Raw genomic sequence first — 25,980 nt, forward strand, 5'->3', positions numbered from 1 at the left:
TATACTAAATAGAAATGAGGTGATTTCATCTTTTATATTATTGTATGTATTGCGTCTGGACTCTTGTGTTATGGCTTACATCGATTATTGACTCAAAGTTATGACCAATCTAAGATAGTAGCGATTGTAACGCTATTCGTAAGTGTTCTAATGTATGGAATTGCTCTACTTTTAAATGGTATAGATGGCAATCATATCATCGAAAGTATTCATGAAATCGCGTTAATTACAAGCTTTAGTCTTATTGTAGCTTGGGTTTATTCTCATCTTCATCGTGGTAAAGATACAGTGATTTATACGATTATCATAATGGTATTAACTGCAATCTTAATATTAACACGTTTAACTCAGTTTGACCCTAGCTTCAATTTATCGATGATGATTATCGTACGTTTTGTATTAACTGCTATATTATTTGCAGTAGGGGTACATGTTTTAGCTAAGCAAATTAGGCAAAAAAATATGGAAAACTTACCATTGCTTTATTTGTTTGCTTTTGGTTATTGGTTAACAATCGCTTATACATTTTGATATGGTTTCTTAAAGTCATTATGTAAGTTGAAGTATAACAAAAAAACGAGTTGAATACCTCAACTCGTTTTTATATCTCTTTATTATTAGTGAATGAAGTTATAACCAGCAGCTTGTCCAGCTGAAAGTGTACGTGTAGTTACAACACCTGGGCCATAACCGTAGTTCATTTCTGAAACTGTGATTGAACCATCACCATTTACAGATTCAACATATGCAACGTGACCGAATGCACCAGCTGAAGATTGCATAATCGCACCAGCTGATGGACGATTATTTACAGTGTAACCAGCGCTTGCAGCTGCATTTGCCCAGTTATTTGCGTTACCCCAAGTTGAACCAATAGTACCACCTACGCGATCGAATACGTAGTAAGTACATTGACCTGAAGTGTATAAGTTTACACCGCTAGCACCGTTAGATACTGAACGGTAACCTGAAGTAGTAGTTGTTGTAGTTGTAGTCGTAGTTGTTGTATATTGTGGTGCAGCCATGCTTGGTGCTTGGTAAGCATTAGCTGTATTTGAGTAGCTTGAGTAACCATTATAAGTTGGTTGAGCTACATAGTTAGATGAATTATTTGAAGTTGTGTAGTACTGACCAGTGCTACCACCGTTAAAATATTCTGGAGACCAATTACCTTGCCAATCAAAGTGATAGTTACCATTTTGGTCAATTGTATAAGTGTAGCTATATGATGTTGGGTCTTGTGGATTATAACCATTATATTCCGCAGCATCTGCTTCGTGTCCTTGTGCAAGTGTTAAAGCAGCTAAACCAGCTGTAGCAATTGATGTTGTAGCAACGATTTTCTTCATAATAAAAAGTCCTCCTGTAATTAAACGATTTTTATAATTGATAAGGATGTATATAGATGATTCATTTAGTTAAGTTAAAAGAAGTAAAAAAGGAACTAAATGTGTATTTTAACTCTTCGGCATACATCCGCTTGATTTCTAGAAAATGATTTGTTATCTGCAACGTGTTTAACTTTATCAAAAAGGGTTCCTGTTGTATAGGGCTTTTTTAATTTGTAATGTTTAGCTAATTTAGGCTATTTAAATGTTTCAAGAGCGTATTAAGTGAATGTATTGATATCATCACATTTAAAGAGTTGTCATCTTAAAAAAGTTTAAGCTGATGTTATCTTTTGTTACAAAACTGTAATGTTTATGAAAAAATATTTCTTGGCATTTTCAAGAAGGATTATTAGAATTTTAGAATGTCACTGTTATAATTGAAGTAACTTTAGTTAGATAGGAGAATGAAGATGATATTAGATAAAGTCAATCCTAATGATTTATTTCCAACTGAAAAACAAGGCCCTTCTGTACTTGGTATCATAGAATATGAAGTACAAGGTCAAAGCGAATTTGAAGGCGCATATGTTGCGACAAATGAACGCTTAATTATGAATGTTGACATGAATGGTCAATTTTATTATCGAAATATCCCATATAATGAAATTAGTCATGTTAAATATGAAAATGATCAACTTTTAATGGGATTCGAAGTCGGTCAAGTTGCGATGAAAAATATTAAAAAGGGTGATATTGACGCCTTTATTTCTTATGTTGAATCGCATATTCAAAAGTAAAAATTCGTTAAAAGCGTAGGCTATAGTAGGCTATATAGGATAGGTTAGAATGTCACTCAATAACATCCATACATTCTAACCTATTGCCATATGGAATGGAAAATAATGAACAAATGCGCTTGGACGCATTTGTAAGAACCACTAACATCTGGAGGCTTAATGTGGTTAGTAACCTTTAGATAAGAGACTCCATATGAAGTGATTCTTTAAAATTCAAAGCGCTCTCTCAATGACCTTGTTGATAGACGGCATTTCGGAAGCAGGATTCTCGACAGAATTTCATAATGCGCTAAAATTAAAAACCAATTTTTGCGCATTATTCCATTCTGCTTGAACCCTAACCGCTTCCTCAATGACCTTGTTGATAAATGGTGTTTTGAGGGTTAATGTCTGGATAATCTTTTTTGTTGACTTTGGTTTTGAGTGTGTTTATAATGATGATATAATTTTTATACTGAAGAAGAGAGAGGTGAGTTTATGAAAGTTGAAATTGGATTAACTTCTTTTGCTGATAATCAGAAGATTAATACTGAAGAAGGACAATTTCCAGCAATACCAAGTGATGAACGTATTCGAAATGTTGTTGAAGAGATCAAGTTGGCTGATGAGGTTGGTTTAGATGTTTATGGTCTTGGTGAACATCATCGTCCAGACTATGCAGTATCTAATCCAGCAACAGTACTTGCAGCTGCAGCGCCATTAACAAAAAATATAAAATTATCGTCTGCGGTTACAGTATTATCTTCAGATGATCCAATTCGTGTGTATCAACAATTTGCGACCTTAGATGCATTGTCTAATGGACGTGCTGAAATTATGGCGGGACGCGGTTCGTTTATTGAATCTTTCCCATTGTTTGGATATAATCTTAATGACTATGATCAATTGTATGATGAGAAGTTAGAGTTATTAATGAAAATTAATCAAAATACAATTGTAAACTGGGAAGGTAGCTTGACGCCGAATATTGATGGTCGCGGTGTATATCCTAGAGCTGTACAAAAAGAATTACCGATTTGGCTTGCTACTGGAGGTACGCCAGAATCTTCATTAAAAGCAGGTTCACTAGGTTTACCAATCACTTATGCTATTATTGGTGGAGATCCGAAACGCTTCTCTCGAAATATTGCAATGTATCGGGCAATTGCTGAATCAAATGGCTATAAAGCTGAAGATTTACAAGTTGCTACACACTCGTGGGGATATATTGCAGAAACTGATGAACAAGCGCAACGTGAATTTTATCCTTCAGTAGAAGCAAGTCATAACAAACTTGCGAAAGAGCGTGGTTGGCCACCATTTTCAGTTGAACATTTCCAACGTGAAATTGGACCAGCAGGCGCGATGTATGTTGGTAGTCCTGAAACTGTAGCACAAAAAATAATTGATACAGTAGAAGCATTAGGATTAACACGTTTCATGTTACACTTACCGGTAGGGTCTATTCCACATGAATATATTATGAACTCGATTAAACTATTAGGTGAACGGGTAAAGCCTATTGTGGATGAATATTTTCAAAATAAATAATATCAAGGAGAGATTACAATGATTTTTAGTTATGCAGGAAACCTTAAAGTTGCAAAAGAATTATTCAACGCAGCAAAACCAAAATTACAAAATGACCAAGGTATGAAAGATGCTTTTGAAGGCTTCGACTTACCTAAAGAACTTGTACCAATCGTTGGTGCAGCAGAAGGTGCAGCTGCACTTTTCATGGTGCTTAGTATCTTCAATAAACGTTTTGCTCAAGCAGCTTCAATCATCACTTTAGCTGTTATGGTTGGTGCGATCACTAGCCACTTCAGAGCTGGTCACGGTAAAGAAGGCGCTCAACACGCTATTGACGTATTAACATTAGCTGGTTTAAGCTTAGCTGATACGTTCACTTCTCGTAAAAAATAATTGAATATTTGAAGTGATGATAAAGTCCTTACAAAGTTCTAAACTTTGAAGGGCTTTTTTTACGTCTAAAAATAACTATTAAATTACGGTACGTTTAGTATTCCTATATTTTTGAGAAATCATACTATAAAATTAATAAATCAAGTGTAAAAAGTGAATATATCGTTATAAAAGGAGAAAATTTAATTACATTTTAAGCACATTAAGATATGATGCAAAATTTCTGACATTTTGTGTAAAAAGGGTTTGAAAATTCCACACATAACGTTTAAAATTATAATTGTAATTAAATTAAGTTTCCAAGTTAATCTAGTTGGGTACCGATTATAACGATATAACTAATCATCTTGGATATGCAACATTAGAGGTGTAATAATTATGGAAAAGTATGCTTTTAAAAATATGAAGGAATTTATTCAAATCAGTCATACCAGTAAGACATTATATGCAAATTTAAAAAAACAATATGGCCTTAATTATGAAGAATTGTTTATCTTAAATTATATTCATGAACACAAATTACCGTGTTATAACGTCAAAGATATCATTACGGCTTCTCAATTTAAGCCTTATTACATTACAAAAGCGGTTCAAAAGCTTAAAGAATACAATTATTTATCTAAGCGTCGTAATGAGAAAGATGAGCGAACAGTGTTAATTGAAGTTTCAGAAGAACAACATCAAATGATTGATCAGTTATTTACTGAAATTGAAGCGCTGTTTTAGGATAAACTCGATCGCATACAAACATATAAACTATAAGTATCGTACGATTACACCAAATCGGTCCTTATGGGGCGATTTATCCAAATTCATTATATTTTAATCTAAATCAAGGCTAGAAGTCAGCTGATTTAACATTTAGTGCTACGTGAATGTTAATTCATACGACTCTAGTCTTTTTGTATTGCTCTTTAATTGTATCTTAATCTTTTGTGTTGTTTAAAAATGGTTATTTAAGACAAATTCAGGACAATATAATATGACCCTAGGTATATAGAGTAATTTGTATTATAATGTTGAGTGAGAAGCTAAGAAATAATAAATCTTGGAGGAATTAATTATGAAATCTGTATTAATTCAATCTGATTTTCAACGTGAATGGATTGAAAAGCTTGAAGGAAAGCGCAAAGCGTTCGAAGATTTTGCGAGCTCTAACGATCAAAATGCACGTTTTCCTTACGAAAATATTCAATGGCTTGTGGATTCAGGATATACGCAACTCACTTTACCGAAAGCTTACGGGGGCCAAGGCGCGACAATTGAGGATATGGTTATTTTACAGAGTGTACTTGGGTCAATTGATGGTGCAACAGCATTATCGATTGGTTGGCATATGGGATTAGTTGGCGAACTGTTTGAAAAGAATAACTGGCCACAAGATGTTTTAGATGAGTTTGCTGAGGCTGTGAAGCAAGGGGCGCTCATCAATCGTGCAGTGAGTGAAGCCGAAACTGGCAGTCCTACTCGTGGTGGTCGTCCTAGTACGAATGTGAAACTCGATGGTGAATACTACGTGATTAATGGTGTTAAAACTTTCACATCTATGAGTCGAGGTTTAACGCATGTCATTGTTGCAGCATATATACCTGAACGTGAGAAAGTTGGATTCTTCTATATGCCTACTGATATTGAAGGCTTAGAAATAGCAGATAACTGGGATATGATGGGGATGCGAGCAACAGAAAGTCATGATCTTATTTTAAATAATGTACGTGTACATCAAAAATATTTAGTAGAAATTAAAGGTGAAGGTAAACCTTATCAAAACGGTTGGATACTTCATATTCCAAGTGCGTATTTAGGTATTGCACAAGCGGCAAGAGACTATGCGATTGATTTTGCGAAAAGCTATAGTCCAAATAGTATTGAGGGAACAATTGGTGAGTTACCGGTTGTACAACAAAATATAGGTAAAATGGAAACGAAACTTTTAACAGCAAGACATTTATTATGGAGTACCGCAAAAGCATACCAACATTTAAATGATGAATCCATTTCAAATGAAACATCTGCAAGTAAAGTTGTTGTGATGAATGAGGGATTAGACGTTGTGGACCTTGCAATGCGTATTGTGGGTGCGAAAAGTCTTGAAATGAATCGTCCATTGCAACTTTACTATCGAGATATGCGCGCAGGGTTACACAATCCACCAATGGAAGACATGGCGTATACAACAATAGCACGTCAAACATTACAATAATATCGTCAGTTTGGAGGATTGAAAGATTATAACGTGCTCTTTATAATAGAGTCATTATTAGACATAAAAGGGCGTTATCAAAATGCGTTATATTTTAATTGGCATCGGTGCCATATTTACATTATTAGGTTTTTTAGGAGCGGTCTTACCATTATTACCTACAACTCCTTTCTTATTAGTCGCTGTTTTATGTTTTGCGAAAAGTTCTGACCGTTTTCACGACTGGTTAGTTCAAACTTCTATTTATCGTGCGTATGTTGAAGATTTTCGTAAATATAGAGGCTATACGATGCGAAAGAAAATACAATTGTTGATTAGTTTGTATATCGTTGTAGGATTTTCGATTTTTATGGTAGATATTACGATGGTACGTGTGGGATTAATCATTATGGTCATCCTTCAAACGATTGTATTGTTTACATGGGTACGTACGCTACCTAAAGAACATGATATTAAGTACAAGTGAATGATTCATTTATATTAAAACCCGTTAGAATAAGTACTTCTTAAAGCGATTCTAACGGGTTTTTTATTTTGTCTCAGTTCAAAATTAATACTCGCGTCTGTAAACAGATTCTGCGTGCTTATCAAAGATAGTTAAACCTGTAATATTTTTACGTGGTGATGGAATGATAAGACTTGAAATATACGCAACGATAAAGGCAATCATAAAGGCAATTATTGATGTATAGAATGGTGAACCAGCACCGCCAACACCTTGTAAGAAATAACTTGCGATAACAGCTACTAAAATACCGATGATAACACCAATACCATGTGTACGTTTTGTGAAAATACCTACTGCAAAAATACCCGCAATTGGAACACCGAATAAACCAGTAATCAGTAAGAAAAGATCCCAAACATCACTAGAGTCTGCAGCAATCAAGTACAGTGATGCCAACATACCAACGATTCCAATAACGATGGTAACAAGACGTGCAAAACGCACCTCAGCTTTTTCATCTTGCTTACCAAAAAAGCGTTGTTTAATATCCACAGAAATACATGCGGCAATTGAGTTAAGACTCGATGAAATTGTTGACTGTGCTGCAGCGAATATAGCAGCAATCAATAAGCCGGCGATGAACGGTGGCATTTCCGTTAAAATAAAATAAGGTACAATAGATGACGTATTAAAATCTTCAGGTAATTGTGTATGTTGAGCATAAAATACGAATAATACAGTACCCATACCATAGAATAGCGGTGCAGATATTAAGGCTAACACACCATTTGTCCAAATAGATTGAGAGGTTTCTTTAATTGAGTCAGACGCTTGGTAACGTTGAACTACATCTTGACTTGATGTATATTGTTGCAAGTTGTTAAAGACACTACCAATAAAAATAATTGGAATCGCAGCAGCAGCAGCATTGATTTTCCAGTTATCTGCACTGATCAGTTTTTGATTTTGTACGGCATCGTGCACAACTGTTGAAAGGCCGCCATCAATATGTGTAATACCCATAATGATAATCACGAGTGCGCCACCTAGTAATATAATACCCTGAATAAAGTCACTCCATACTACACCTTCAAAACCACCTAAAAATGTATAAACAATACATAAAATACCTACTAAACTTGCGACAATGTATGGATTAATATCTGATACCGCTGTAATCGCAAGTGTTGGTAAATAAATGACAATAGCAATACGCCCAATATGGAATAAAATGAATAACAGCGATCCAATCACACGTACGGCTGGATTGAATCGAGCTTCTAAATATTCATAGGCTGATGTGACACGTAATTTTTTAAAAAACGGAATATAAAAATGAATTAACAATGGAATAATCGCGACAATTGCGATATTTCCTGCAATATAAGACCAATCCGTTAAAAACGATTTTTCTGGTGTTGACATAAATGTAATCGCACTTAAAGTTGTTGCATAAATTGAAAAGCCAACAATCCATGACGGTAAGCGACCGCCTCCTGTAAAGAAGCTATTGGCATCTTGACCCGCACGTTTTGTGAAAAAAGCGCCAATCCCTAACATTAGCAATAAGTATAAAATTAAAGCGATCCAGTTCCAAAAACCAAACCCTACAGATTCCATAATTAATTCCCCCTAATATGTTGATTCCCAAATGAAGAAAACGCTTCCAAAATATAGTGTAAGTACGGAAGACAACAGGGTTAACTAGAGAAGATGAATGGTATGAAATGAGTCAATGCTCCTGTTGTCTTCGCGAAAATCGAAATTATAATTGATATTGCTTAATTAAATCTTTTAATGCTTCTCGATATGTTTCATTAAAAGGATGGAATGGTGCTTTAGGTTGACCAGTATCAATCCCTTTTTCAGTTAAAACTGCTTTTAATGTTGGATAGAGTCCCATTTTTAAAACAGTTTCAATAATGTCATTTGATTCATGTTGAATTTCATATGCATGTTGTATATTGCCTTGCTTTGCAGATTCAAAGATTGTTCGTGCACGTTGACCGTTAATATTATAAGTTGAACCAATTGCACCATCTACCCCAGAAATAGCAGCTTGAACGAGCATTTCATCAAAACCTGAAAAGATTAAATGATTTGGGAACGCTTGACGTAAACGTTCTAATAAGAAAAAGTCAGGTGCTGTGTATTTAACACCAATAATTTTGTCGTTTTCAAATAGCGTTTTAAATTGTTCAATTGAAATATTGACACCTGTTAAACCTGGAATTGAATAAATAATCATGTCATTTCCCGTAGCATCGATAATCGCATTATAGTAATCGCGAATCTCTTCAAATGTGAAAGGATAGTAAAATGGTGTCACAGCAGATAAACTATCATAACCTAATTCAGTAGCATATTGTCCAAGTTCAATGGCTTCATTTAAATCAAGAGAACCTACCTGCGCGATAAGTTTAACATCTGATTGTACTTCATCTTTTGTAATACGAAATACTTCTTTTTTCTGTTCAGTATTCATTAAAAAGTTTTCACCAGAACTACCATTGACATACAAACCATCAATATTTTGGACATCAATCGCATTACGGATGATTTGACGCAAGCTATTTTCCATAATTTGTCCTTCATCATCAAAAGGGACAAGAAGCGCTGCATATAATCCTTTTAATTCGTCTCTCACTTTTTAGACCTCCAGTATGTTGTAATATTGGTCTGACCAATTTATAATTATATTGTAAGCGTTAACATTTATAGCGTCAATCCTTAATTACATAGAACTGTGACGTTTTTATAAACATTATCAATAAAGAGAGTGCATGACGTTATAAAAGTATTTCATTATGATTACTTTGTGATACACTTATAGCAAAATTTTGTGAAAAAGGGTTGTTACAATTGAAAGAGAAAAATCGTGATAAAGTGATGGGGCTAAAACAAATGATGGTAGAACAGTTAAAGCAATATATTTTAGACCATCGCCTAAAAGTAGGAGATAAATTACCAACTGAAAGACAACTCGCAGAAGATTACCAAGTCAGTCGATCGGTAGTACGGGAGGCATTGAGTTATCTGGAAAATACTGGTGTTACAGAAAGTGTTCAAGGAAAAGGGACACTTGTGAAAGCGCATGACATTACACCATTGATTGATGGGTTTTTATTTAGTTTTCAAGTGGCTGAAGGTGACATTCGTGATCTTTTAATGTTGAGATTAACGTTTGAACTTGCTGCGATTGATATCATTGAACAACATCAATTGCCAATTGACAAAATTAAGTCGGCTTTAGTTGATGACGTCAATGCTTTTAATGCCCAACAAGATCAAAATTTCCATCAGAGTATTCTTGAATCTGTGCATTCAACACTATTTCAACAAATGAGTGCAGTCGTACAAGCTTATTTTTATCGTCATACTATAGTCACGACGAAAGCAGAAAACCAAGTGAGTATTAAAGAGCATCAAGCGATATATGATGCATTAGCGCACAATGATTTTAGACAAGCGAAAATGTTATTAACACAACATCTAATGAAGGGAGAACAACGTTATGATTAAAATCGCATTTGATATCGGAGGGACAGAGATAAAGTCGGCAGTTGTAAGCCATGGTGAACTTGAAATGTACGATAAAGTCCCCACACCTAAGAATGAAAATCAAGCTATTGTGAAAACAGTTATCCAACGATTGGAAGTGTTATCTGAAGCATACCAAACCACAGATATACATGTAGGTATTTCTACAGCAGGCGCGGTCAATCAAGCACAAAAAAAGATTGCTTATGCGAATCCTAATATTTTGAATTATACTGGAACAAATTTTGAAACGTATTTAAAAAATAAAGTGCAGCAACTACATGTGTATAATGATGTGGACGCTGCATTATTAGGAGAATTAACACAGTATGAAAACTTTCCTGATAGTATCTTTTGTTTAACATTAGGAACAGGAATTGGTGGGAGCTTTTATCACAAAGACTTTGGATTATTATCAGGTGCAAGACATCGTCCAAATCAAATTGGATATTTATTATACGATCCGGAAACTGGTACTGATTTTGAACATCGTGCGTCAACCCGTGCATTGAAACACTATTTAGAAACACAATCTTACTCACATAAGGATATTCCCTTATTATTTGAGGAAGCAGAAACCGGCAATGAAAAAGCACAACGTCTATTGATAAATTGGGGCGATGAGGTTGCAAGAGGTATAGCGCAAGTTCAACTGATGTATGACCCGAGTGAAATCATTATTGGTGGAGGTATATCGGCACAACAAGAACGATTGCTACAGTATATTGTACCGAATCTCGGTAACTATTTACCAAGTGGTTACGGTCACGCTACGGTTCGTTGTGCTAGGTTAAATAATGATGCAGCATTAATTGGAGCAGTCAGCAGATTGTAAATTAATATGGATAATAAGTTTACAATGAGCTATAATAATCAAATGGAAATCTTTTTCACATCTTAATATTGATATATGTTTTAGGGGGATTCTATTTTGAAAGCTCGAAATTTAGTTTATACTGCTTTAATGACTGCAATTATTGCAATTTTAGGTTTAATACCGTCTGTACCGTTACCATTTATTCCGGTACCAATTGTTGTTCAAAATGTTGGTATATTTCTAGCTGGTATTTTACTTGGACGTAAGTATGGATTTTTAAGTGTCATCGTATTTTTATTACTTGTATTAATTGGTGCACCAATTTTATCAGGCGGACGTGGCGGATACGGTGTATTTTTCGGACCAACTGTAGGTTATTTAATCATGTATCCAATTACAGCTTTTCTGATTGGATGGATGAGAGACCGTCAATTTGAATATTTAGATTTTAAACGTATATTTATTACAATTTTAATCTTTGGTGTATTATTATTAGATGCTGTAGGTGCAATTGTAATGGGGCTCATTATCCATATGCCAATTCCACAAGCATTAGCACTATCTGCATCATTTTTACCAGGTGATATTATTAAAGCAATTATCGCATCGGTTATTGCTGTAGCTTTAATCAAAAATCCTGTAACATTAAGAATGATGAGATCATTTATGGATTAAGATAAGGAGGAGATAAGATGGTTGCGATGGCTGATATCTATGTAGACAGTCAATATATAGAAATGAATGAAAGGTATACAGTACATCAAACACCATCTCATCCCTTATCCTACGATGGTAATAAATGGATGTACCATCAAATGCCAGACGTTTTAACTTTTCAAAATGATATGATTTCACAAGAAGCGGCACATCGTAAATATGGCGCATCACATCTTCAATTTGATTTTCCAGAAAATATTAAGCCGAATGTGGAGATGATGCGATTTTTACGTGGGAAAGATTTCCAATTAGGATGTGTCGAGTTGTATAAAATTGCTGGGAAAGATTTACAACATTTAACCCATCAATCTATAACACTTAAACGTATGACTAATGCAACGATTTCGGATTACTTTTCTATTTTTAATCCGATGAGTTTAGAGTTTGGTGAAGATTATGTACAATCAACTAACGATCACATGCTTCAAAATATTGAGCGACATACAAATATTCATTACTACACTGCTTATGAACATGAACAACCTGTCGGTATCGTGAATCTTATTGAAACAGATCAAACTGTTGAAATTGATGGTTTCGCCGTGAAGCCTGAATTTCAACGTCAGGGAATTGGGACCCGGATGCAAGCAGCAATTGGGAAAATCGCAGGATCTCGAAATGTGATATTAGTTGCCGATAGTGAAGATACTGTGAAGACGATGTATCAAAACCAAGGGTATGACTATATAAGTTTTAGATATAGTGCATTACTGAGCCTTTAGATACGAATAGGAGTTAAACATACATAAAGCGCCTTGAAAATGAGACAGAACCATGTATCATTTATGCTTCAAAATGATAATGGCATTCAACTCTTTTTCAAGGCGTTTTGTTTATAAATTAAGATGGATTATGAATACGCTCAGGGTGACTATAAATATTAAAATGATGATCACGAACGAATCCGACAGCAGTGATGTTTAAGTCATGCGCAAGTTGAATTGCGAGTGTAGTCGGTGCTGATTTTGAAACAATCATGCCAACACCAATCTTGGCGGCTTTAATTAAAATTTCTGATGAGATACGGCCGCTGAAAATTAATATTTTATCACGAACAGAGATACGACGTTGTATACAGTATCCAAAAAGTTTATCAAGTGCATTATGTCGACCAATATCCTGTCGATGAACATAAAATGCATCCCCATCGCTAATTGCAGCGTTATGCAAGCCACCTGTCATATGAAAAGTACGACTTTCTTCTTGTAATCGTGCCATCATGTTTAAAATTTGATCTGGTCGAACTTCGATGGTCGACATTGATGTCTTAGCGATAGCTGCATCATTTTGGAAATAGAATTCACGACTTTTCCCACAACACGATGCAATCATACGTTTAGTTGAAAGTTGCATGCGTTGACTGATATCTGTTGTAAGTTCGACATATGCAAACCCCTTACTATCATCAATATCAACAGACTTAATTTCAGACCTTTTTAAAATCACACCTTCAGAAGCTAAGAAACCAAGGACAAGTTCTTCAATGTGATTAGGACTACAAATAACCGTCGCAAATTCTTCACCATTCACCATGAGTGTGAGTGGGAATTCAGTCACATAACTATCTTCCGTTTCATAAAGTTTTCCATTTTCATAACGTATAATAGGTTGATTGTATTGAATATCCCGATTCACTTGATGCCCCCCCTTTGTTTAAATTGTTTAATATGTATAAAAAATAACTATAGATTATTTTAAAACTTTCCTTCATTTAATGAAAGTGTTTGATTTTTATGAAACATTTATTTTATACTAACGTTTAGTAAACATTAGTAAACTAAATGAGGTGTGATCATATGGTAACCATTCGTGATATTGCGAAATATGCACATGTCAGTCCTGGAACGGTTTCTAGAGTACTCAACGAAGACCCGTCTTTATCTGTGAACCCGGATACACGTGCACGTATTCAACGCATCGCAAAAGAGATGAATTACGCAGGAAAAACTAGAGCGTCACGTCAAATTCAGATTGTGACTCATGCATCTAAGTCTAAAGAAATGGCTGATCCTTATTATCGAGAATTGCGTCTAGCAATTGAAAAAGAAGTGAAACAGCTCAATCTTTCACTGAAGAAAACGATTAGAACGGATAATATTAAAACTTTAACGGAGCTCAAGCAATTGGAAAAATCAGGTGGTGTGATTGTGATTGGGCCTTTTCAAAATGAGGTCATCCAAGCGTTGTATCAATATAACAGTAATGTGGTGCTCATTAATCAAACGGATCCCCCTACATATATAGACACAGTCTCATCAGATTTATATCAAGCGATGATGCAGTTACTTCATACGATAGACCAACACCATTTTAACCGGGTGTGTTACGTAGGTGGATTGACTAAAGTAAGACATATTGGTAATGAGTCTAATGTAGTGCGTGATGATGATAGACAAGTCGCATATTTAGACTGGTGCAAAGCGCATCATATTGAGCCATATTATTTTGAAACGACTTGGCAAAGAGAAGGTGCACATCAAGTGATACAGGATATTGTAGGGGGAGTGCTTCCTGATATGATTGTGGCAGGTAATGACATGCTTGCTGTAGGTCTCATACAAGAGCTTCAAAAACAACATATTAATGTACCGAATGATATTAAAATTGTGAGCTTCAATGATTCAGAGGTTGCGGAATACACTGTTCCTATGTTGACCAGTGTTCATATCCCTATTGAAGAGTTTGGACGACAAGCTGTACGACTGCTCCTTGAACGGATGCAACACCGTCGGCAAGTGGCAATTCATATGCAATTAGAGACAAGTATTCATTATCGTGACAGTTTCTAGACAAATGAGATGAAAGATTGACAAATCTATGAAGTAAAAAGTAAACTATTTATAATGTTTACTATATAAATGGAGTGGAAATCGTGTCACATTTAAAAGAAGTATTTAACGAACAGTTTCATGCAGAACCTACAGTATTCGCTTTTGCGCCTGGCCGTATTAACTTGATTGGCGAGCATACAGACTACAATGGGGGTTATGTTTTTCCTGCAGCCATTGAACTTGGTACATACGGCGTAGCAAGATTACGTGAAGATGACCAAATTAATATTTACTCATTGAATTTTAAAGAAACAGGCGTCATGTCTTTTAGTTTGAGTGATCTTTCATATCAAAAGAAACATCAATGGGCTAATTATCCTAAAGGTATGATTCACTACTTAGTTGAAACCTATCCAGAAATTAATCAAGGATTTGACATTGTAGTGGAAGGCAATATTCCAAACGGTGCAAGCCTTTCGTCTTCTGCGTCAATTGAATTACTAACAGGCCATCTTGTTACAGAATTATTTGAATTACAAATAGACCGGTTAGAACTTGTGAAGCTCGGACAACGTGTTGAAAATCAATTTATCGGTGTGAATTCGGGAATAATGGATCAATTTATAGTGGGGTTTGGACGACGTGATCATGCAATCCTTTTAGACACACATACTTTAGAATACCATCATGTACCTACTGAATTTGGAGACTATAAAATTTCAATTATGAACACGAATAAAAGACGTGAATTAGCAGAATCGAAATATAATGAACGTCGTAGTGAGTGTGAAGCGGCGTTGAAATTGTTACAACAGCGTTTAGATGTCAGTGCGCTAGGTGAAATTTCAGTCGCATCATTTGAAGCAAATCAAGATGTCATTGACAGTGATGTGTTGCGTCGTCGTGCACGACATGCGATTACAGAGAATGCGCGTACTAAAGCAGCATATCAAGCACTGCAAAACCATGATTTTGAAACGTTTGGACAATTACTAAATGCTTCTCATCAATCCCTTAAAGAAGATTATGAAGTCACAGGCATTGAGTTAGATACATTAGCAGAATCTGCTCAAGCGGTAGAAGGTGTGCTTGGTGCACGGATGACAGGAGCAGGGTTTGCAGGGTGTGCCATTGCATTAGTACATCAGGATAAGATACAAGAATTAGAACGTCAAGTCACTGAGCAATATGTGAAAACAGTAGGCTATGCACCTTCATTTTATCACGTTGATATTGTAGATGGTGTAAGAACAATTATAGAGCAGTAAAGGAGTGTAAGTGTTATGGCAATGTTAGTACTTGGTGGTGCAGGTTATATTGGAAGTCATTGTGTCGATCAATTAATTGAAAAAGGACATGACGTTGTGGTTGTAGATAATTTAGTCAAAGGCCATCAAGAAGCGATTCACCCTAAAGCAACATTTCATCAAGGGGATATTAGAGATAAAGCATTTTTAAATGAAGTATTTAAACAGACACAAATTGAAGGTGTATTTCATTTTTGTGCCTATTCTTTAGTAGGTGAGTCTGTAGGTATACCGCTAGACTATTTTAATAATAATGTATACGGCTTACAAGTGTTACTTGAAGTGATGCTTGAGCACGATGTAAAACATATTATTTTCAGTTCAACAGCAGCAGTTTACGGAGAACCGAAACGTGTACCCATTCATGAAGAAGACGATAAAACACCAACAAGTCCATATGGTGAGAGTAAATTAATGATGGAAAAAATGATGCATTGGTGTCATGAAGCTTATGGTATGAACTATGCAGCGTTACGTTATTTTAATGTTGCAGGGGCGAAAGAAGATGGTTCAATTGGTGAAGATCATCACCCTGAAACACATTTAATTCCTGTTGTGCTACAAGTAGCACTCGGTCAACGTGAAGAATTGAAAATGTTTGGTGATGATTATGATACACCAGATGGGACACCTATTCGAGATTATTTACATGTTGTTGATTTAATTGAAGCACATATTTTAGCATTAGATTACCTTCAAAAAGGTGGAGAGAGTGGCGCGTTCAATCTAGGTACGAATCATGGATATTCAGTAAAAGAGATTTTAGATGCCGCACGCGCAGTGACAGGTGAGACTATTCCTGCAACAGTAGCTGAAAGACGTGCAGGCGACCCAAGTAAATTGGTAGCATCAAGTACAAAAGCACAAAATGTATTAGGATGGAAACCAAAACACGATGACATTCAAGACATTATACGTACAGCATGGCAATGGCATCGTAATCATCCTGAGGGCTATCAAAAATAGAATAAAAAGGAGTATCATACGTATGGCGAATGAAACACATGTCAATCAGTTTGCAGATTTTGTGATTGCATATGGTGAATACGAAACGATTGATCGTCGTTATGTTGTGAATCGGATACTGCACTTACTTGGTGCAACAGACATTACTTTATCGGGTAATGCATCAGAAAAGAATCCTGAAACGCCGATTGAAATAGCGTGGATCTTAATTGAGGATGCGATTAATCGTGGTGTGATAGATGATGTATTATTTGAGAGAGAACAGTTAGAAGCGGCATTAATGGATTTGGTAACACCCAAGCCATCCACTGTGAATCGAGAGTTTTATAAACGGTATCATCATTCTCCAGAAGCGGCAACGTCCTATTTTTATCAGTTGAGTCATGATAATCACTACATTAAAAGTGAAGCAATTGCGAAAAATATAGCATATAAAGTCCCGACTGAATATGGTGATTTTGAAATAACGATTAATCTGTCAAAACCGGAAAAAGATACGAAGCAAATCGAAAAAGAAAAAAATGCACCTGCAGCAACATATCCTAAATGTGCATTATGTATGGAAAACGAAGGGTATTATGGCACAGCAACACAAGCAGCACGATCAAATCATCGAATCGTACAAGTGACTGTGAATCATCAAAATTGGGGGTTCCAATATTCACCATACTTGTATTTTAATGAACATAGTATACTGTTATCAGAAAAGCATGAACCGATGCGTATACACAAAACAACTTTTGAAAATTTGATTGATTTTGTACGTCAGTTCCCACACTATACTATTGGTTCTAATGCAGATCTTCCTGTTGTTGGTGGCTCTATATTGTCACACAATCACTATCAGGCTGGACGTCATGACTTTCCAATGGCACTTGCACCTGTAGAAGCAACATTTACACTTGAAAACTATCCAGAGGTTACTGCAGGTATTGTTAATTGGCCAATGAGCGCGATTCGACTTCGTGCTATAGAGCCGACTCAACTCATTGAAGCGAGCGAACATATTCGTTTAATGTGGCAAGATTATAATGACTCATCTGTTGGCATAAAAGCATATAGTGACAATAATACGCCTCATCATACTGTGACGCCTATTGCGCGATTCCGTGATAATGCCTATGAGATGGATATTGTATTAAGAGATAATCAACGTTCTAAACTATATCCAGATGGCGTCTTTCATCCTCATCCAGATGTACAACATATTAAGAAAGAAAATATTGGATTGATTGAAGTTATGGGGACAGCCATCTTACCGGGACGATTGAAAGCAGAATTGAAAGCGGTTGAACAATATGTTTTAGGTGATACATCAATAGATGTTGGTGTACACAAAGCCTGGGCTGAAGATATGAAATCACGTTATACATTTAATGCAGACAATGCGTCTTCGATTATACGTAAAGAAGTCGGTTATAAATTTGAACGTGTGCTTCAAGATGCAGGCGTGTTTAAACGTGATACTAAGGGACAACAGGCGTTTCGAACATTTATAAAACGATGTCAAGAAAGATAAGGATACGGATTAGGAAATTGGACTGGTATGGAAATTGAACTCTAAACTCAGAAACGCTGTTTCAAAAATTAGAGGTTTAATTTCCATATTTTTTGAGGGAAAGTGCATAAATTTTTAAAAATGTTGCATATATTTTAAAGGAAAATTAATATGAATATATAAAGTGTTTCATCTCAAAATGAGGCAACATGCAATGTGTCTTGTTAAATAAGTTGACAAATAATGAAAGAAGGGGTAACAATGCGAAAGTTATTATTCGTTATGATGGCGTTACTTTTTGTTCTTGCTGGGTGTAATAGCACACCATCTTCTAAAAGCGAAAAGCATGAAACATTAACCGTTTCCGCTGCAGCGAGTCTTACAGATGTGACAAAAGATCTTGAAAAAGCATTTAAAAAGAAAAATCCTAATATTAATGTAGAATTTAACTATGGGGGTTCTGGTGCATTAAGAACACAGATTGAAAAAGGTGCACCTGCTGATGTATTCATGTCAGCTAATACAAAAGATGTGGAACAATTAAAGTCATCTGATAAAGTGAAAGATACATATGACTATGCACAAAACACACTTGTATTGATTCAAAAAGAAGGTCAACATTATAAAAGTGTTCGCGATTTAAAACAAGACGATAAACTTGCAATTGGAGAAATTGAGTCCGTTCCTGCTGGTCGCTATGCGAAAACATATTTAGAAAGCCAGAATGATTGGCAATTTGTACAACCGCATCTTGTCTATGCCAAAGATGTACGAGAAGTGTTAAACTATGTTAGTAAAGGGAACGCACAACTAGGATTTGTATACGAAACGGATTTATATGTAGGGGACGCTAAACATCAGGGTGTTGAAAAAGTCACAGATGTTCAATTGGAAGATCCTATCATTTATCGTATGGGTATCGTTTCAGATAAAGATGCTGCCCATAAATGGTTTGCATTTTTGAAAAGTGATGAAGCGAAAGAGATTTTAAAACAATATCATTTTAAAGTATAGGTGAAGCGTTATGCTAGATTTGACACCATTTTGGATATCATTACGTGTCGCGCTTATCAGTACCATCATTGTTGTGATATTGAGTATTATTTGTGCGAGCGCATTATATCATCGTCACCAAAAATGGGTAAAGGTGCTTGAAAGTTTTATGTTTTTACCTATTGTTTTGCCTCCTACTGTTATGGGGTTTTTACTCTTAATTGTTTTTTCAGTAGATGGATGGTTCGGTCAATTATTAGCCCAAATGTTTGGTATTCATGTTGTATTTACAGTACTTGGGGCTGTAATTGCTTCAGTCATCGTGAGCTTCCCGTTAATGTATCAACATACAGTTCAGGGATTTCGTAATATTGATCCTAAAATGTTAAATACAGCACGTACGATGGGAGCAAGTGAACGTAAAATATTTTTTAAGATTCTTATCCCTTTATCGAAACGAGCGTTAATATCAGGAACGATGCTTGCATTTGCACGAGCAATTGGAGAGTTTGGAGCGACACTAATGGTTGCAGGGTACATTCCAGGAAAAACGAACACATTACCACTTGAAATTTATTTTCTTGTTCAACAAGGTCGGGAGAGTCAAGCATGGATATGGGTGCTTGTACTTGTAGCTTTCTCAATCTCAATCATAGGGATTATGAACATGTTGACCGATGACCGCTTCCGAGGAGTGAAATCTTAAATGCTATCGATTCAAATTTTAAAAGAGATAAATGGTAAACCCATCACCGTGGATATCCAATCACAGCAACCTAAAATTTATGCACTACAAGGTATGTCTGGGATTGGCAAAACAACATGTTTGAATATCATAGCGGGTATTCAAGATGCAGATTCAGCGTATATAGCGATCAACGAACAAGTATTGACAGACACTCGCAATCTTATACAAACACCGATTCGTCAACGTCAAATTGGATATCTTTTCCAAGACTATCAACTATTTCCTCATATGTCAGCTTTAAAAAACATTACGTTTATGACAGAGGATAATGCACATATTCAAACATTGTTGAAAACCTTAAACATTCAGCATTTAAAAGAGATGTATCCAGGACAGTGTTCAGGTGGTGAAAAGCAACGCATTGCTTTAGCACGTGCGCTAAGCACCAAACCACAAATTTTACTATTAGATGAACCTTTCTCAAGCTTAGATGACAAGTCTAAACAAGAAGGGATTCGCTTGATTCAGCATATTTACGAAGCGTGGCATATTCCAATTATTTTTGTCACGCATTCACAATCAGAAGCACGCCAACTTGCGCACGAAATCATTACATTGACGTAATGCAATGGATGAAAGCACGTTGGGTGCTTTTTTATATTAAAAATTAGGGGATTCTCCTCAATTATTTTAATACTATGGCGTATTGTTTTTCTAAGTGAAATGCGTTTCAATTAATTGAGTAGACGCTTACAAGTTCGTATAATATATAAGAAGATTAAGTTAGAAAGGCGTATTCAAATGACACAAAATCGCTACTCTAGACAAATGTTATATCGAAATATTGGGGAAGAAGGTCAGGCGAAAATCAGCCAGAAATCTGCACTTATCGTTGGTATGGGAGCGTTAGGAACTCATGTTTCAGAAGGATTAGTACGTGCAGGTATTGGTAAAATTATTATCATTGATAGGGATTATATTGAGCATTCAAACTTACAACGTCAAACATTATTTACAGAAAAAGATGCCGATGAAAGTATTCCGAAAGTCATTGCGGCCGAGCGAGCTTTACGAGACATTCGGCAAGACGTCACAATTGAAGCTTTCATCGATCATGTTGATGCCGCGTTTTTAGCACAATATGTTCCCGAAGTAGATGTCGTTATTGATGCTACAGATAATTTTGAAACGCGCATGTTAATAAATGATGCCGCGTACTATTATCAAAAACCATGGATTTATGGTGGGGTTGTCCAAAGTACATACGTTGAAGCCGCGTTTATTCCTGGCGAAACGCCGTGTTTTCAGTGTTTGGTTCCGCAAATTCCTTCAATGAATCTCACTTGTGATACAGTGGGTGTGATACAACCTGCTGTCACTATGACAACCAGTTTACAAATTCGAGATGCGTTAAAAATCTTAACGGAGACTGCGTTTACGCCAAAATTGACTTATGGTGATATTTGGGAAGGCACACATTATACATTTGGCTTCACCAAATTGTATAACCCACAATGTTCAACGTGTGGTGAGACGCCGACGTACCCTTATTTAAATGAACAAGCACCGCGTTTCGCTTCAATGTGCGGAAGAGAGAGTGTGCAATATCAACACCCTACTTTAGATCAACATCAATTACTTGAATATTTACAATCAAGAGATATTCCTTACCGTTCAAATGACTATTTAATACAATTTAAATTTGACGGTTATCGATTTGTAGGGTTTCAAAATGGACGTATTTTAATACATGGATTAAATGACGTCAAACAAGCGCAAACTATGATTCACAAGTTATTTGGTTAAAAGGAGGATTGAAATGCATACAAATGTTAAATTAGACCGTCCTATCCGTTGTGCTGTGTTGACAATCTCTGACACACGTACTCCTGAAACGGATAAAGGAGGGCAACTGGCTCAAGATTTATTAAGTTCGATAAATACAACGATAGAAGCGCAACACTATAAGATTGTTAAAGATGATCAAGAGGAGATTCGTCAAACAGTTCGTACGTGGTTATCAGATGACATTGATGTCATTATTACAACAGGTGGGACAGGTATTGCACCTAGAGATGTGACAATAGAAGCAATTAAACCATTATTAACAAAAGAGATAGAAGGATTTGGGGAGTTGTTTCGTTATTTGAGTTATACAGAAGATGTAGGCACACGTGCACTTCTATCACGTGCTCTAGGAGGTACGGTAAATCAAAAGCTTATATTTTGTTTGCCGGGGTCAACAGGCGCTGTTAAATTGGCGTTAAACAAATTGATTTTACCTGAATTAAATCATCTCGTACATGAGATGCATAAATAAAATTAAAAAGACGGCATCATATGAATATGCGTCATAGCGCAGTTCACGATCCGTCTATTATTTTAATTTAAGACATGATTCATTTAGCGATTATAGTCGGATTTACCTCCTGTTTTTTGCATTAAATAAGTTTCGCCAATAATCATCCCTTTATCAACAGCTTTACACATGTCATAAACAGTCAAAGCGGTAAGTGATGCAGCAGTTAAAGCTTCCATCTCAACACCTGTACGCCCTGTTGTAGATACCGTTACAGTAATCAAAAGTGTGTAATCGGACTCGTTCTGTTGCCAATCAAATGAAACATCTACACCAGATAATGGTAGTGGATGACACATTGGAATGAGTTGAGAGGTTTGTTTGGCTGCCATAATCCCAGCAATTTGCGCAGTGTTTAACACATTACCTTTTTTAGCAGTATTATGCGTAATTTGTTCATAAATTGTCTTGTTGACAGTAATACTTGATTTAGCGATAGCTGTACGTTTCGTAATAGCTTTTTCAGATACATCGACCATTTTAGCATGACCTTGTGCATTAATATGTGTGAAATCTGACATAGTATTCCTCCTTATAATGTGCAAGGTTAGTATAGCATGATTCTAAATATTTGTTAGGAGTGAACGTCAAATGCCAGTCGAGAAAAGAAATCCAATCCCTGTATCAGAAGCGATTCATCGTGTTGTTTCGCAAGATATTAAAACAGAAGGAACACATATGAATATTTATGAAAGTGAAGGATACATACTTTCAGAAGATATCGAAGCGACTTATGATATCCCACGTTTTAATAAATCCCCTTATGATGGATTTGCGATTCGTAGCGAAGATTCACAAGGCGCAAGTGGTGACAATCGAATTGCATTTAAGGTGATTGATCACATTGGCGCAGGAACTGTTTCACAAAAAACGTTAGGTGAAAATGAAGCAGTTCGAATTATGACAGGTGCTGAAATTCCAAAAGGAGCAGATGCAGTTGTAATGCTCGAACAAACGACAGAGACAGATGAAGGATTTACCCTTCGAAAGTCCTTTAAACATCTTGAAAATATTGCATTAAAAGGTGAAGAAACTACAACTGGAGATATCGTTTTAAAGAAAGGACAATACATTAATGCGGGTGCTGTAGCGGTGCTTGCGACATTTGGCTATGTAGATGTGCCTGTTTATCGTAAGCCATCCGTGGCTATTATTGCGACCGGTTCAGAGTTGTTAGATATTGATGCCCCTTTAGAACCTGGGAAAATTCGTAATTCCAATGGTCCTATGATTCATGCATTATGTCGAAAAGAAGGATTAGAAGCGACTGTATATAAAATACAAAAAGATGATTTTGAGAGTAGTCTTAATGTTGTTAAACAGGCGTTATCAGAGCATGATATCGTTGTCACAACAGGAGGCGTTTCGGTCGGGGACTTCGATTATTTACCAGACATTTATCGTGAAATTGATGCAGAGGTACTCTTTAATAAAGTAGCGATGCGTCCAGGTAGCGTTACGACTGTTGCAGTGCACGGCAATCAATATTTATTTGGTCTTTCTGGAAATCCTTCAGCATGTTATTCAGGTTTTGAATTATTTTTAAAACCGGCTTTATATCATATGATGGGTGCTGAAAAATTTTACCCAGCAATGGTACGAGCGACGTTAATGGAAGATTTCAAGAAACCAAATCCTTTTACACGCTTTATTCGTGCAAATGTTAAAATGACAGGACGAGAAATGACAGTTAGTCCCTCTGGATTCAATAAATCAGGTGCAGTCGTTTCTATCGCACATAGTAACGGCATGATTGTGTTACCAAGTGGGACTAGAGGGTTTGAAAAAGGCCATCAAGTCGATGTGATTTTAACTGCCTCAGATGCGTTTCAGGAAGAATTATACTTATGATTTTACAAATTGTAGGGTTTAAAAATAGTGGCAAAACGACCATGATGACTTATGCAGTGCGTTTTTTTAAAAGTTTAGGTTACCAGGTGACAACGATTAAGCATCATGGTCACATGGGAGAAGAGATTGAACTTCCTCGTGCAACATTGGATCACATGAAACATTTTAATGCTGGAGCAGATCAAAGTATCGTGCAAGGCCATGCTTATATGGAATTGGTCAAGCGGGATAATGAAAGCACCTTAGAGACTTTAATTCAAGATTATGGTACGATAGAAAACAACATAATTTTAATTGAAGGCTATAAGCAGGCGCAGTATGATAAAGTAATTTTATATCGCAATCCAAATGAATATGAGCAACTTAAGCAATTACAAAATATCGTATTTGAAATAGATGTGTCACAATCTGATGACATAGAAGCACAATTGAAACAAAAGTTAAAGCTTTGGATTGAAAACAAAGGAGAATGACTAGTGAAACAATTTGAAGTGACGACAGATCCGATTAATCCTGAACGCTATCGCGAATGGACATTAAATGCGAAACAAGGTGCTGTTGTCGTATTTACAGGACACGTGAGAGAATGGACGAAAGGGGTTCGAACTGAATATTTAGAATATGAAGCGTATATTCCCATGGCAGAGAAAAAACTTGCACAAATTGGTGATGAGATTAGTGAGAAGTGGCCCGGAACAGTGACAGCTATCGTACATCGTATTGGAGCGCTTGATATTTCAGACATCGCAGTTTGTATTAGTGTTTCATCACCACACCGAAAAGATGCGTATCGTGCGAATGAATATGCGATTGAACGCATTAAAGAAGTCGTGCCAATATGGAAAAAAGAGATTTGGGAAGATGGTGCCGAGTGGCAAGGCCATCAACGTGGATATCACGACGACGCTATACGTGAGGAGGGGCAATCATGAAAATATTGTATTTTGCAGAATTAAAAGAATTGGTCGACCGTCATGAAGATGTCTTTCATTTTGATTATGCATTAACGGTTGAACAACTTAAAAATCATTTATTTAGTACTTATCCAGTGATTCAAGGTAAAAAATTCCAAGTTGCAGTGAACGAAGAGTTTGTTCAAACGGATGAATTAGTTAATCCAAATGATGTTGTTGCTTTGATTCCACCAGTTAGTGGGGGATAAACAGATGAAGGCAATCATTTTAGCAGGTGGTCAGTCAAGACGCTTTGGTTCTGACAAAGCTTTTGCGACCATTGAAAACGAAGCGTTTTATCAAAAGTTAATTCATACTTTAGAATCCACGAATCTATTTAATGAAATTATCATTAGTACTAACGCACAATTAGCGTCACAATTTAATTATCACAATGTAGTGATTGATCAAGTTGAACATCAAAATAAAGGTCCGTTATCTGGCATATATAGTGCAATGCAACAAAATGAACAAGATGAAGATGTATATTTCGTTATTTCTGTTGATACACCTATGGTAACGGATAAAGCTATTAGTGCGTTGTATCAGTTTATGGTTCAAAATCTTATCGAAGAACAATTAGATGTCGCTGGGTTTCAGTCAGATGGCTATCCAATTCCGACAATTGCTTTCTATCATCAACGCGTCATGTCAGTTATTGAAGCGGTACTCTATTCGCAAGATTTAAGTATGAAACATCTTTATGACCAAGTTTCCGCAGACTGGCTAGATGTTAATACGATTCAGGGACCATCATATTGGTACAAAAATATTAACACACAAGAAGACTTAGAAAGATTAAAATCTGAAATAACAGAGTAAACGATAAAAGGAGG

The 25,980-nt window shown here is 36.0% G+C and carries 30 protein-coding genes; 25 read left to right on the forward strand and 5 right to left on the reverse strand.

The features are described from left to right. The first annotated feature begins 87 nt into the window (after positions 1–87). A complete protein-coding gene (locus HHH54_RS03185; protein WP_198617395.1) occupies positions 88–531 on the forward strand; it encodes a hypothetical protein in 444 nt (147 codons plus the stop codon). 86 nt (positions 532–617) lie between these two features. Here the strand turns inward: HHH54_RS03185 and HHH54_RS03190 are convergent, their stop codons facing one another. After that, positions 618–1,349, reverse strand: a complete 732-nt coding sequence (locus HHH54_RS03190) for a CHAP domain-containing protein (RefSeq protein WP_198617396.1) — start codon at positions 1,347–1,349, stop codon at positions 618–620. Positions 1,350–1,801: 452 nt separating this feature from the next. Here HHH54_RS03190 and HHH54_RS03195 point away from each other — a divergent pair, with 452 nt between their 5' ends. From HHH54_RS03195 to HHH54_RS03220, 6 genes are all read left to right on the forward strand, one after another. Beyond that, on the forward strand, positions 1,802–2,128 hold the full coding sequence (locus tag HHH54_RS03195; protein ID WP_198617397.1) for a PH domain-containing protein: 327 nt from the start codon (positions 1,802–1,804) through the stop codon (positions 2,126–2,128). Between the two features lie 477 nt (positions 2,129–2,605). Then, entirely contained in the window at positions 2,606–3,658 is a 1,053-nt protein-coding gene (locus HHH54_RS03200) for an LLM class flavin-dependent oxidoreductase (protein WP_198617398.1), read from the forward strand. A gap of 18 nt (positions 3,659–3,676) precedes the next feature. Next, positions 3,677–4,033, forward strand: a complete 357-nt coding sequence (locus HHH54_RS03205) for a DoxX family protein (RefSeq protein ID WP_198617399.1) — start codon at positions 3,677–3,679, stop codon at positions 4,031–4,033. A gap of 378 nt (positions 4,034–4,411) precedes the next feature. Continuing rightward, positions 4,412–4,759: a transcriptional regulator, SarA/Rot family gene (locus tag HHH54_RS03210; RefSeq protein ID WP_198617400.1), complete on the forward strand. Its 348-nt coding sequence runs from the start codon at positions 4,412–4,414 to the stop codon at positions 4,757–4,759. 337 nt (positions 4,760–5,096) lie between these two features. Then, positions 5,097–6,236, forward strand: a complete 1,140-nt coding sequence (locus HHH54_RS03215) for an acyl-CoA dehydrogenase family protein (protein WP_198617401.1) — start codon at positions 5,097–5,099, stop codon at positions 6,234–6,236. 82 nt (positions 6,237–6,318) lie between these two features. Next, positions 6,319–6,702: a YbaN family protein gene (locus tag HHH54_RS03220; RefSeq protein WP_198617402.1), complete on the forward strand. Its 384-nt coding sequence runs from the start codon at positions 6,319–6,321 to the stop codon at positions 6,700–6,702. Positions 6,703–6,786: 84 nt separating this feature from the next. Here the strand turns inward: HHH54_RS03220 and HHH54_RS03225 are convergent, their stop codons facing one another. Then, positions 6,787–8,304, reverse strand: coding sequence for a sodium:solute symporter family protein (locus tag HHH54_RS03225; RefSeq protein WP_198617403.1), 1,518 nt, complete (start codon positions 8,302–8,304; stop codon positions 6,787–6,789). Positions 8,305–8,449: 145 nt separating this feature from the next. Beyond that, on the reverse strand, positions 8,450–9,331 hold the full coding sequence (locus HHH54_RS03230; protein WP_198617404.1) for an N-acetylneuraminate lyase: 882 nt from the start codon (positions 9,329–9,331) through the stop codon (positions 8,450–8,452). A gap of 215 nt (positions 9,332–9,546) precedes the next feature. On the opposite strand from HHH54_RS03230, the gene HHH54_RS03235 reads away from it, so the two are divergent. The 4 genes from HHH54_RS03235 to HHH54_RS03250 all read left to right on the forward strand — a co-directional run bounded on the left by HHH54_RS03235 (position 9,547) and on the right by HHH54_RS03250 (position 12,480). Continuing rightward, a complete protein-coding gene (locus HHH54_RS03235) occupies positions 9,547–10,206 on the forward strand; it encodes a FadR/GntR family transcriptional regulator (protein ID WP_232796227.1) in 660 nt (219 codons plus the stop codon). Next, positions 10,199–11,059 carry an ROK family protein gene (locus tag HHH54_RS03240; protein ID WP_198617405.1) on the forward strand — a complete coding sequence of 287 codons (861 nt, stop codon included), beginning with the start codon at positions 10,199–10,201 and terminating at the stop codon, positions 11,057–11,059. The genes HHH54_RS03235 and HHH54_RS03240 overlap by 8 nt, the downstream gene beginning before the upstream one ends. Positions 11,060–11,155: 96 nt before the next feature. Continuing rightward, entirely contained in the window at positions 11,156–11,716 is a 561-nt protein-coding gene (locus tag HHH54_RS03245) for a biotin transporter BioY (RefSeq protein ID WP_198617406.1), read from the forward strand. A gap of 17 nt (positions 11,717–11,733) precedes the next feature. Next, entirely contained in the window at positions 11,734–12,480 is a 747-nt protein-coding gene (locus tag HHH54_RS03250; RefSeq protein WP_198617407.1) for a GNAT family N-acetyltransferase, read from the forward strand. A gap of 118 nt (positions 12,481–12,598) precedes the next feature. Here HHH54_RS03250 and fdhD read toward each other — a convergent pair whose 3' ends face one another. Further along, the gene (gene fdhD, locus HHH54_RS03255; RefSeq protein ID WP_198617408.1) at positions 12,599–13,393 is read right to left on the reverse strand and encodes a formate dehydrogenase accessory sulfurtransferase FdhD; all 795 of its coding nucleotides are present in this window, start codon (positions 13,391–13,393) and stop codon (positions 12,599–12,601) included. A gap of 161 nt (positions 13,394–13,554) precedes the next feature. On the opposite strand from fdhD, the gene HHH54_RS03260 reads away from it, so the two are divergent. The 9 genes from HHH54_RS03260 to HHH54_RS03300 all read left to right on the forward strand — a co-directional run bounded on the left by HHH54_RS03260 (position 13,555) and on the right by HHH54_RS03300 (position 22,301). After that, positions 13,555–14,547, forward strand: coding sequence for a LacI family DNA-binding transcriptional regulator (locus tag HHH54_RS03260; protein ID WP_198617409.1), 993 nt, complete (start codon positions 13,555–13,557; stop codon positions 14,545–14,547). Between the two features lie 80 nt (positions 14,548–14,627). Then, entirely contained in the window at positions 14,628–15,797 is a 1,170-nt protein-coding gene (locus HHH54_RS03265; RefSeq protein ID WP_432813789.1) for a galactokinase, read from the forward strand. A 15-nt stretch (positions 15,798–15,812) separates the two neighbouring features. Beyond that, positions 15,813–16,802 carry a UDP-glucose 4-epimerase GalE gene (galE, locus tag HHH54_RS03270; RefSeq protein ID WP_198617411.1) on the forward strand — a complete coding sequence of 330 codons (990 nt, stop codon included), beginning with the start codon at positions 15,813–15,815 and terminating at the stop codon, positions 16,800–16,802. 22 nt (positions 16,803–16,824) lie between these two features. Then, on the forward strand, positions 16,825–18,321 hold the full coding sequence (galT, locus tag HHH54_RS03275) for a UDP-glucose--hexose-1-phosphate uridylyltransferase (protein WP_198617412.1): 1,497 nt from the start codon (positions 16,825–16,827) through the stop codon (positions 18,319–18,321). Between the two features lie 240 nt (positions 18,322–18,561). Then, entirely contained in the window at positions 18,562–19,314 is a 753-nt protein-coding gene (modA, locus tag HHH54_RS03280) for a molybdate ABC transporter substrate-binding protein (protein ID WP_198617413.1), read from the forward strand. 10 nt (positions 19,315–19,324) lie between these two features. Next, entirely contained in the window at positions 19,325–19,999 is a 675-nt protein-coding gene (modB, locus tag HHH54_RS03285) for a molybdate ABC transporter permease subunit (protein ID WP_198617414.1), read from the forward strand. Continuing rightward, positions 20,000–20,605 (forward strand): ATP-binding cassette domain-containing protein, encoded by a 606-nt coding sequence (locus tag HHH54_RS03290; RefSeq protein WP_198617415.1) that lies wholly within the window; start codon positions 20,000–20,002, stop codon positions 20,603–20,605. A gap of 177 nt (positions 20,606–20,782) precedes the next feature. After that, a complete protein-coding gene (locus HHH54_RS03295; RefSeq protein ID WP_198617416.1) occupies positions 20,783–21,787 on the forward strand; it encodes a ThiF family adenylyltransferase in 1,005 nt (334 codons plus the stop codon). A gap of 13 nt (positions 21,788–21,800) precedes the next feature. Continuing rightward, the gene (locus HHH54_RS03300) at positions 21,801–22,301 is read left to right on the forward strand and encodes a MogA/MoaB family molybdenum cofactor biosynthesis protein (RefSeq protein WP_198617417.1); all 501 of its coding nucleotides are present in this window, start codon (positions 21,801–21,803) and stop codon (positions 22,299–22,301) included. Positions 22,302–22,384: 83 nt separating this feature from the next. On the opposite strand, the gene moaC is transcribed toward HHH54_RS03300, so the two are convergent. Then, entirely contained in the window at positions 22,385–22,861 is a 477-nt protein-coding gene (moaC, locus tag HHH54_RS03305; protein ID WP_198617418.1) for a cyclic pyranopterin monophosphate synthase MoaC, read from the reverse strand. Positions 22,862–22,931: 70 nt separating this feature from the next. On the opposite strand from moaC, the gene HHH54_RS03310 reads away from it, so the two are divergent. Genes HHH54_RS03310 through mobA form a run of 5 tightly spaced genes read left to right on the forward strand, consistent with a single transcriptional unit; the run spans position 22,932 to position 25,966 of the window. Next, on the forward strand, positions 22,932–24,191 hold the full coding sequence (locus HHH54_RS03310; protein WP_198617419.1) for a molybdopterin molybdotransferase MoeA: 1,260 nt from the start codon (positions 22,932–22,934) through the stop codon (positions 24,189–24,191). Next, complete coding sequence (gene mobB / locus HHH54_RS03315; RefSeq protein WP_198617420.1) at positions 24,188–24,664, forward strand: molybdopterin-guanine dinucleotide biosynthesis protein B; 477 nt, start codon at positions 24,188–24,190, stop codon at positions 24,662–24,664. The genes HHH54_RS03310 and mobB overlap by 4 nt, the downstream gene beginning before the upstream one ends. A gap of 3 nt (positions 24,665–24,667) precedes the next feature. Then, a complete protein-coding gene (locus HHH54_RS03320; RefSeq protein WP_198617421.1) occupies positions 24,668–25,123 on the forward strand; it encodes a molybdenum cofactor biosynthesis protein MoaE in 456 nt (151 codons plus the stop codon). After that, positions 25,120–25,353 (forward strand): molybdopterin converting factor subunit 1, encoded by a 234-nt coding sequence (gene moaD, locus HHH54_RS03325; protein WP_198617422.1) that lies wholly within the window; start codon positions 25,120–25,122, stop codon positions 25,351–25,353. Before HHH54_RS03320 ends, moaD begins: the two co-directional genes overlap by 4 nt. Before the next feature lie 4 nt (positions 25,354–25,357). Next, a complete protein-coding gene (gene mobA, locus HHH54_RS03330) occupies positions 25,358–25,966 on the forward strand; it encodes a molybdenum cofactor guanylyltransferase MobA (protein WP_198617423.1) in 609 nt (202 codons plus the stop codon). Positions 25,967–25,980: the final 14 nt, after the last annotated feature.

The organism is Staphylococcus canis, from assembly GCF_016238445.1.
Lineage (GTDB): Bacteria > Bacillota > Bacilli > Staphylococcales > Staphylococcaceae > Staphylococcus > Staphylococcus canis.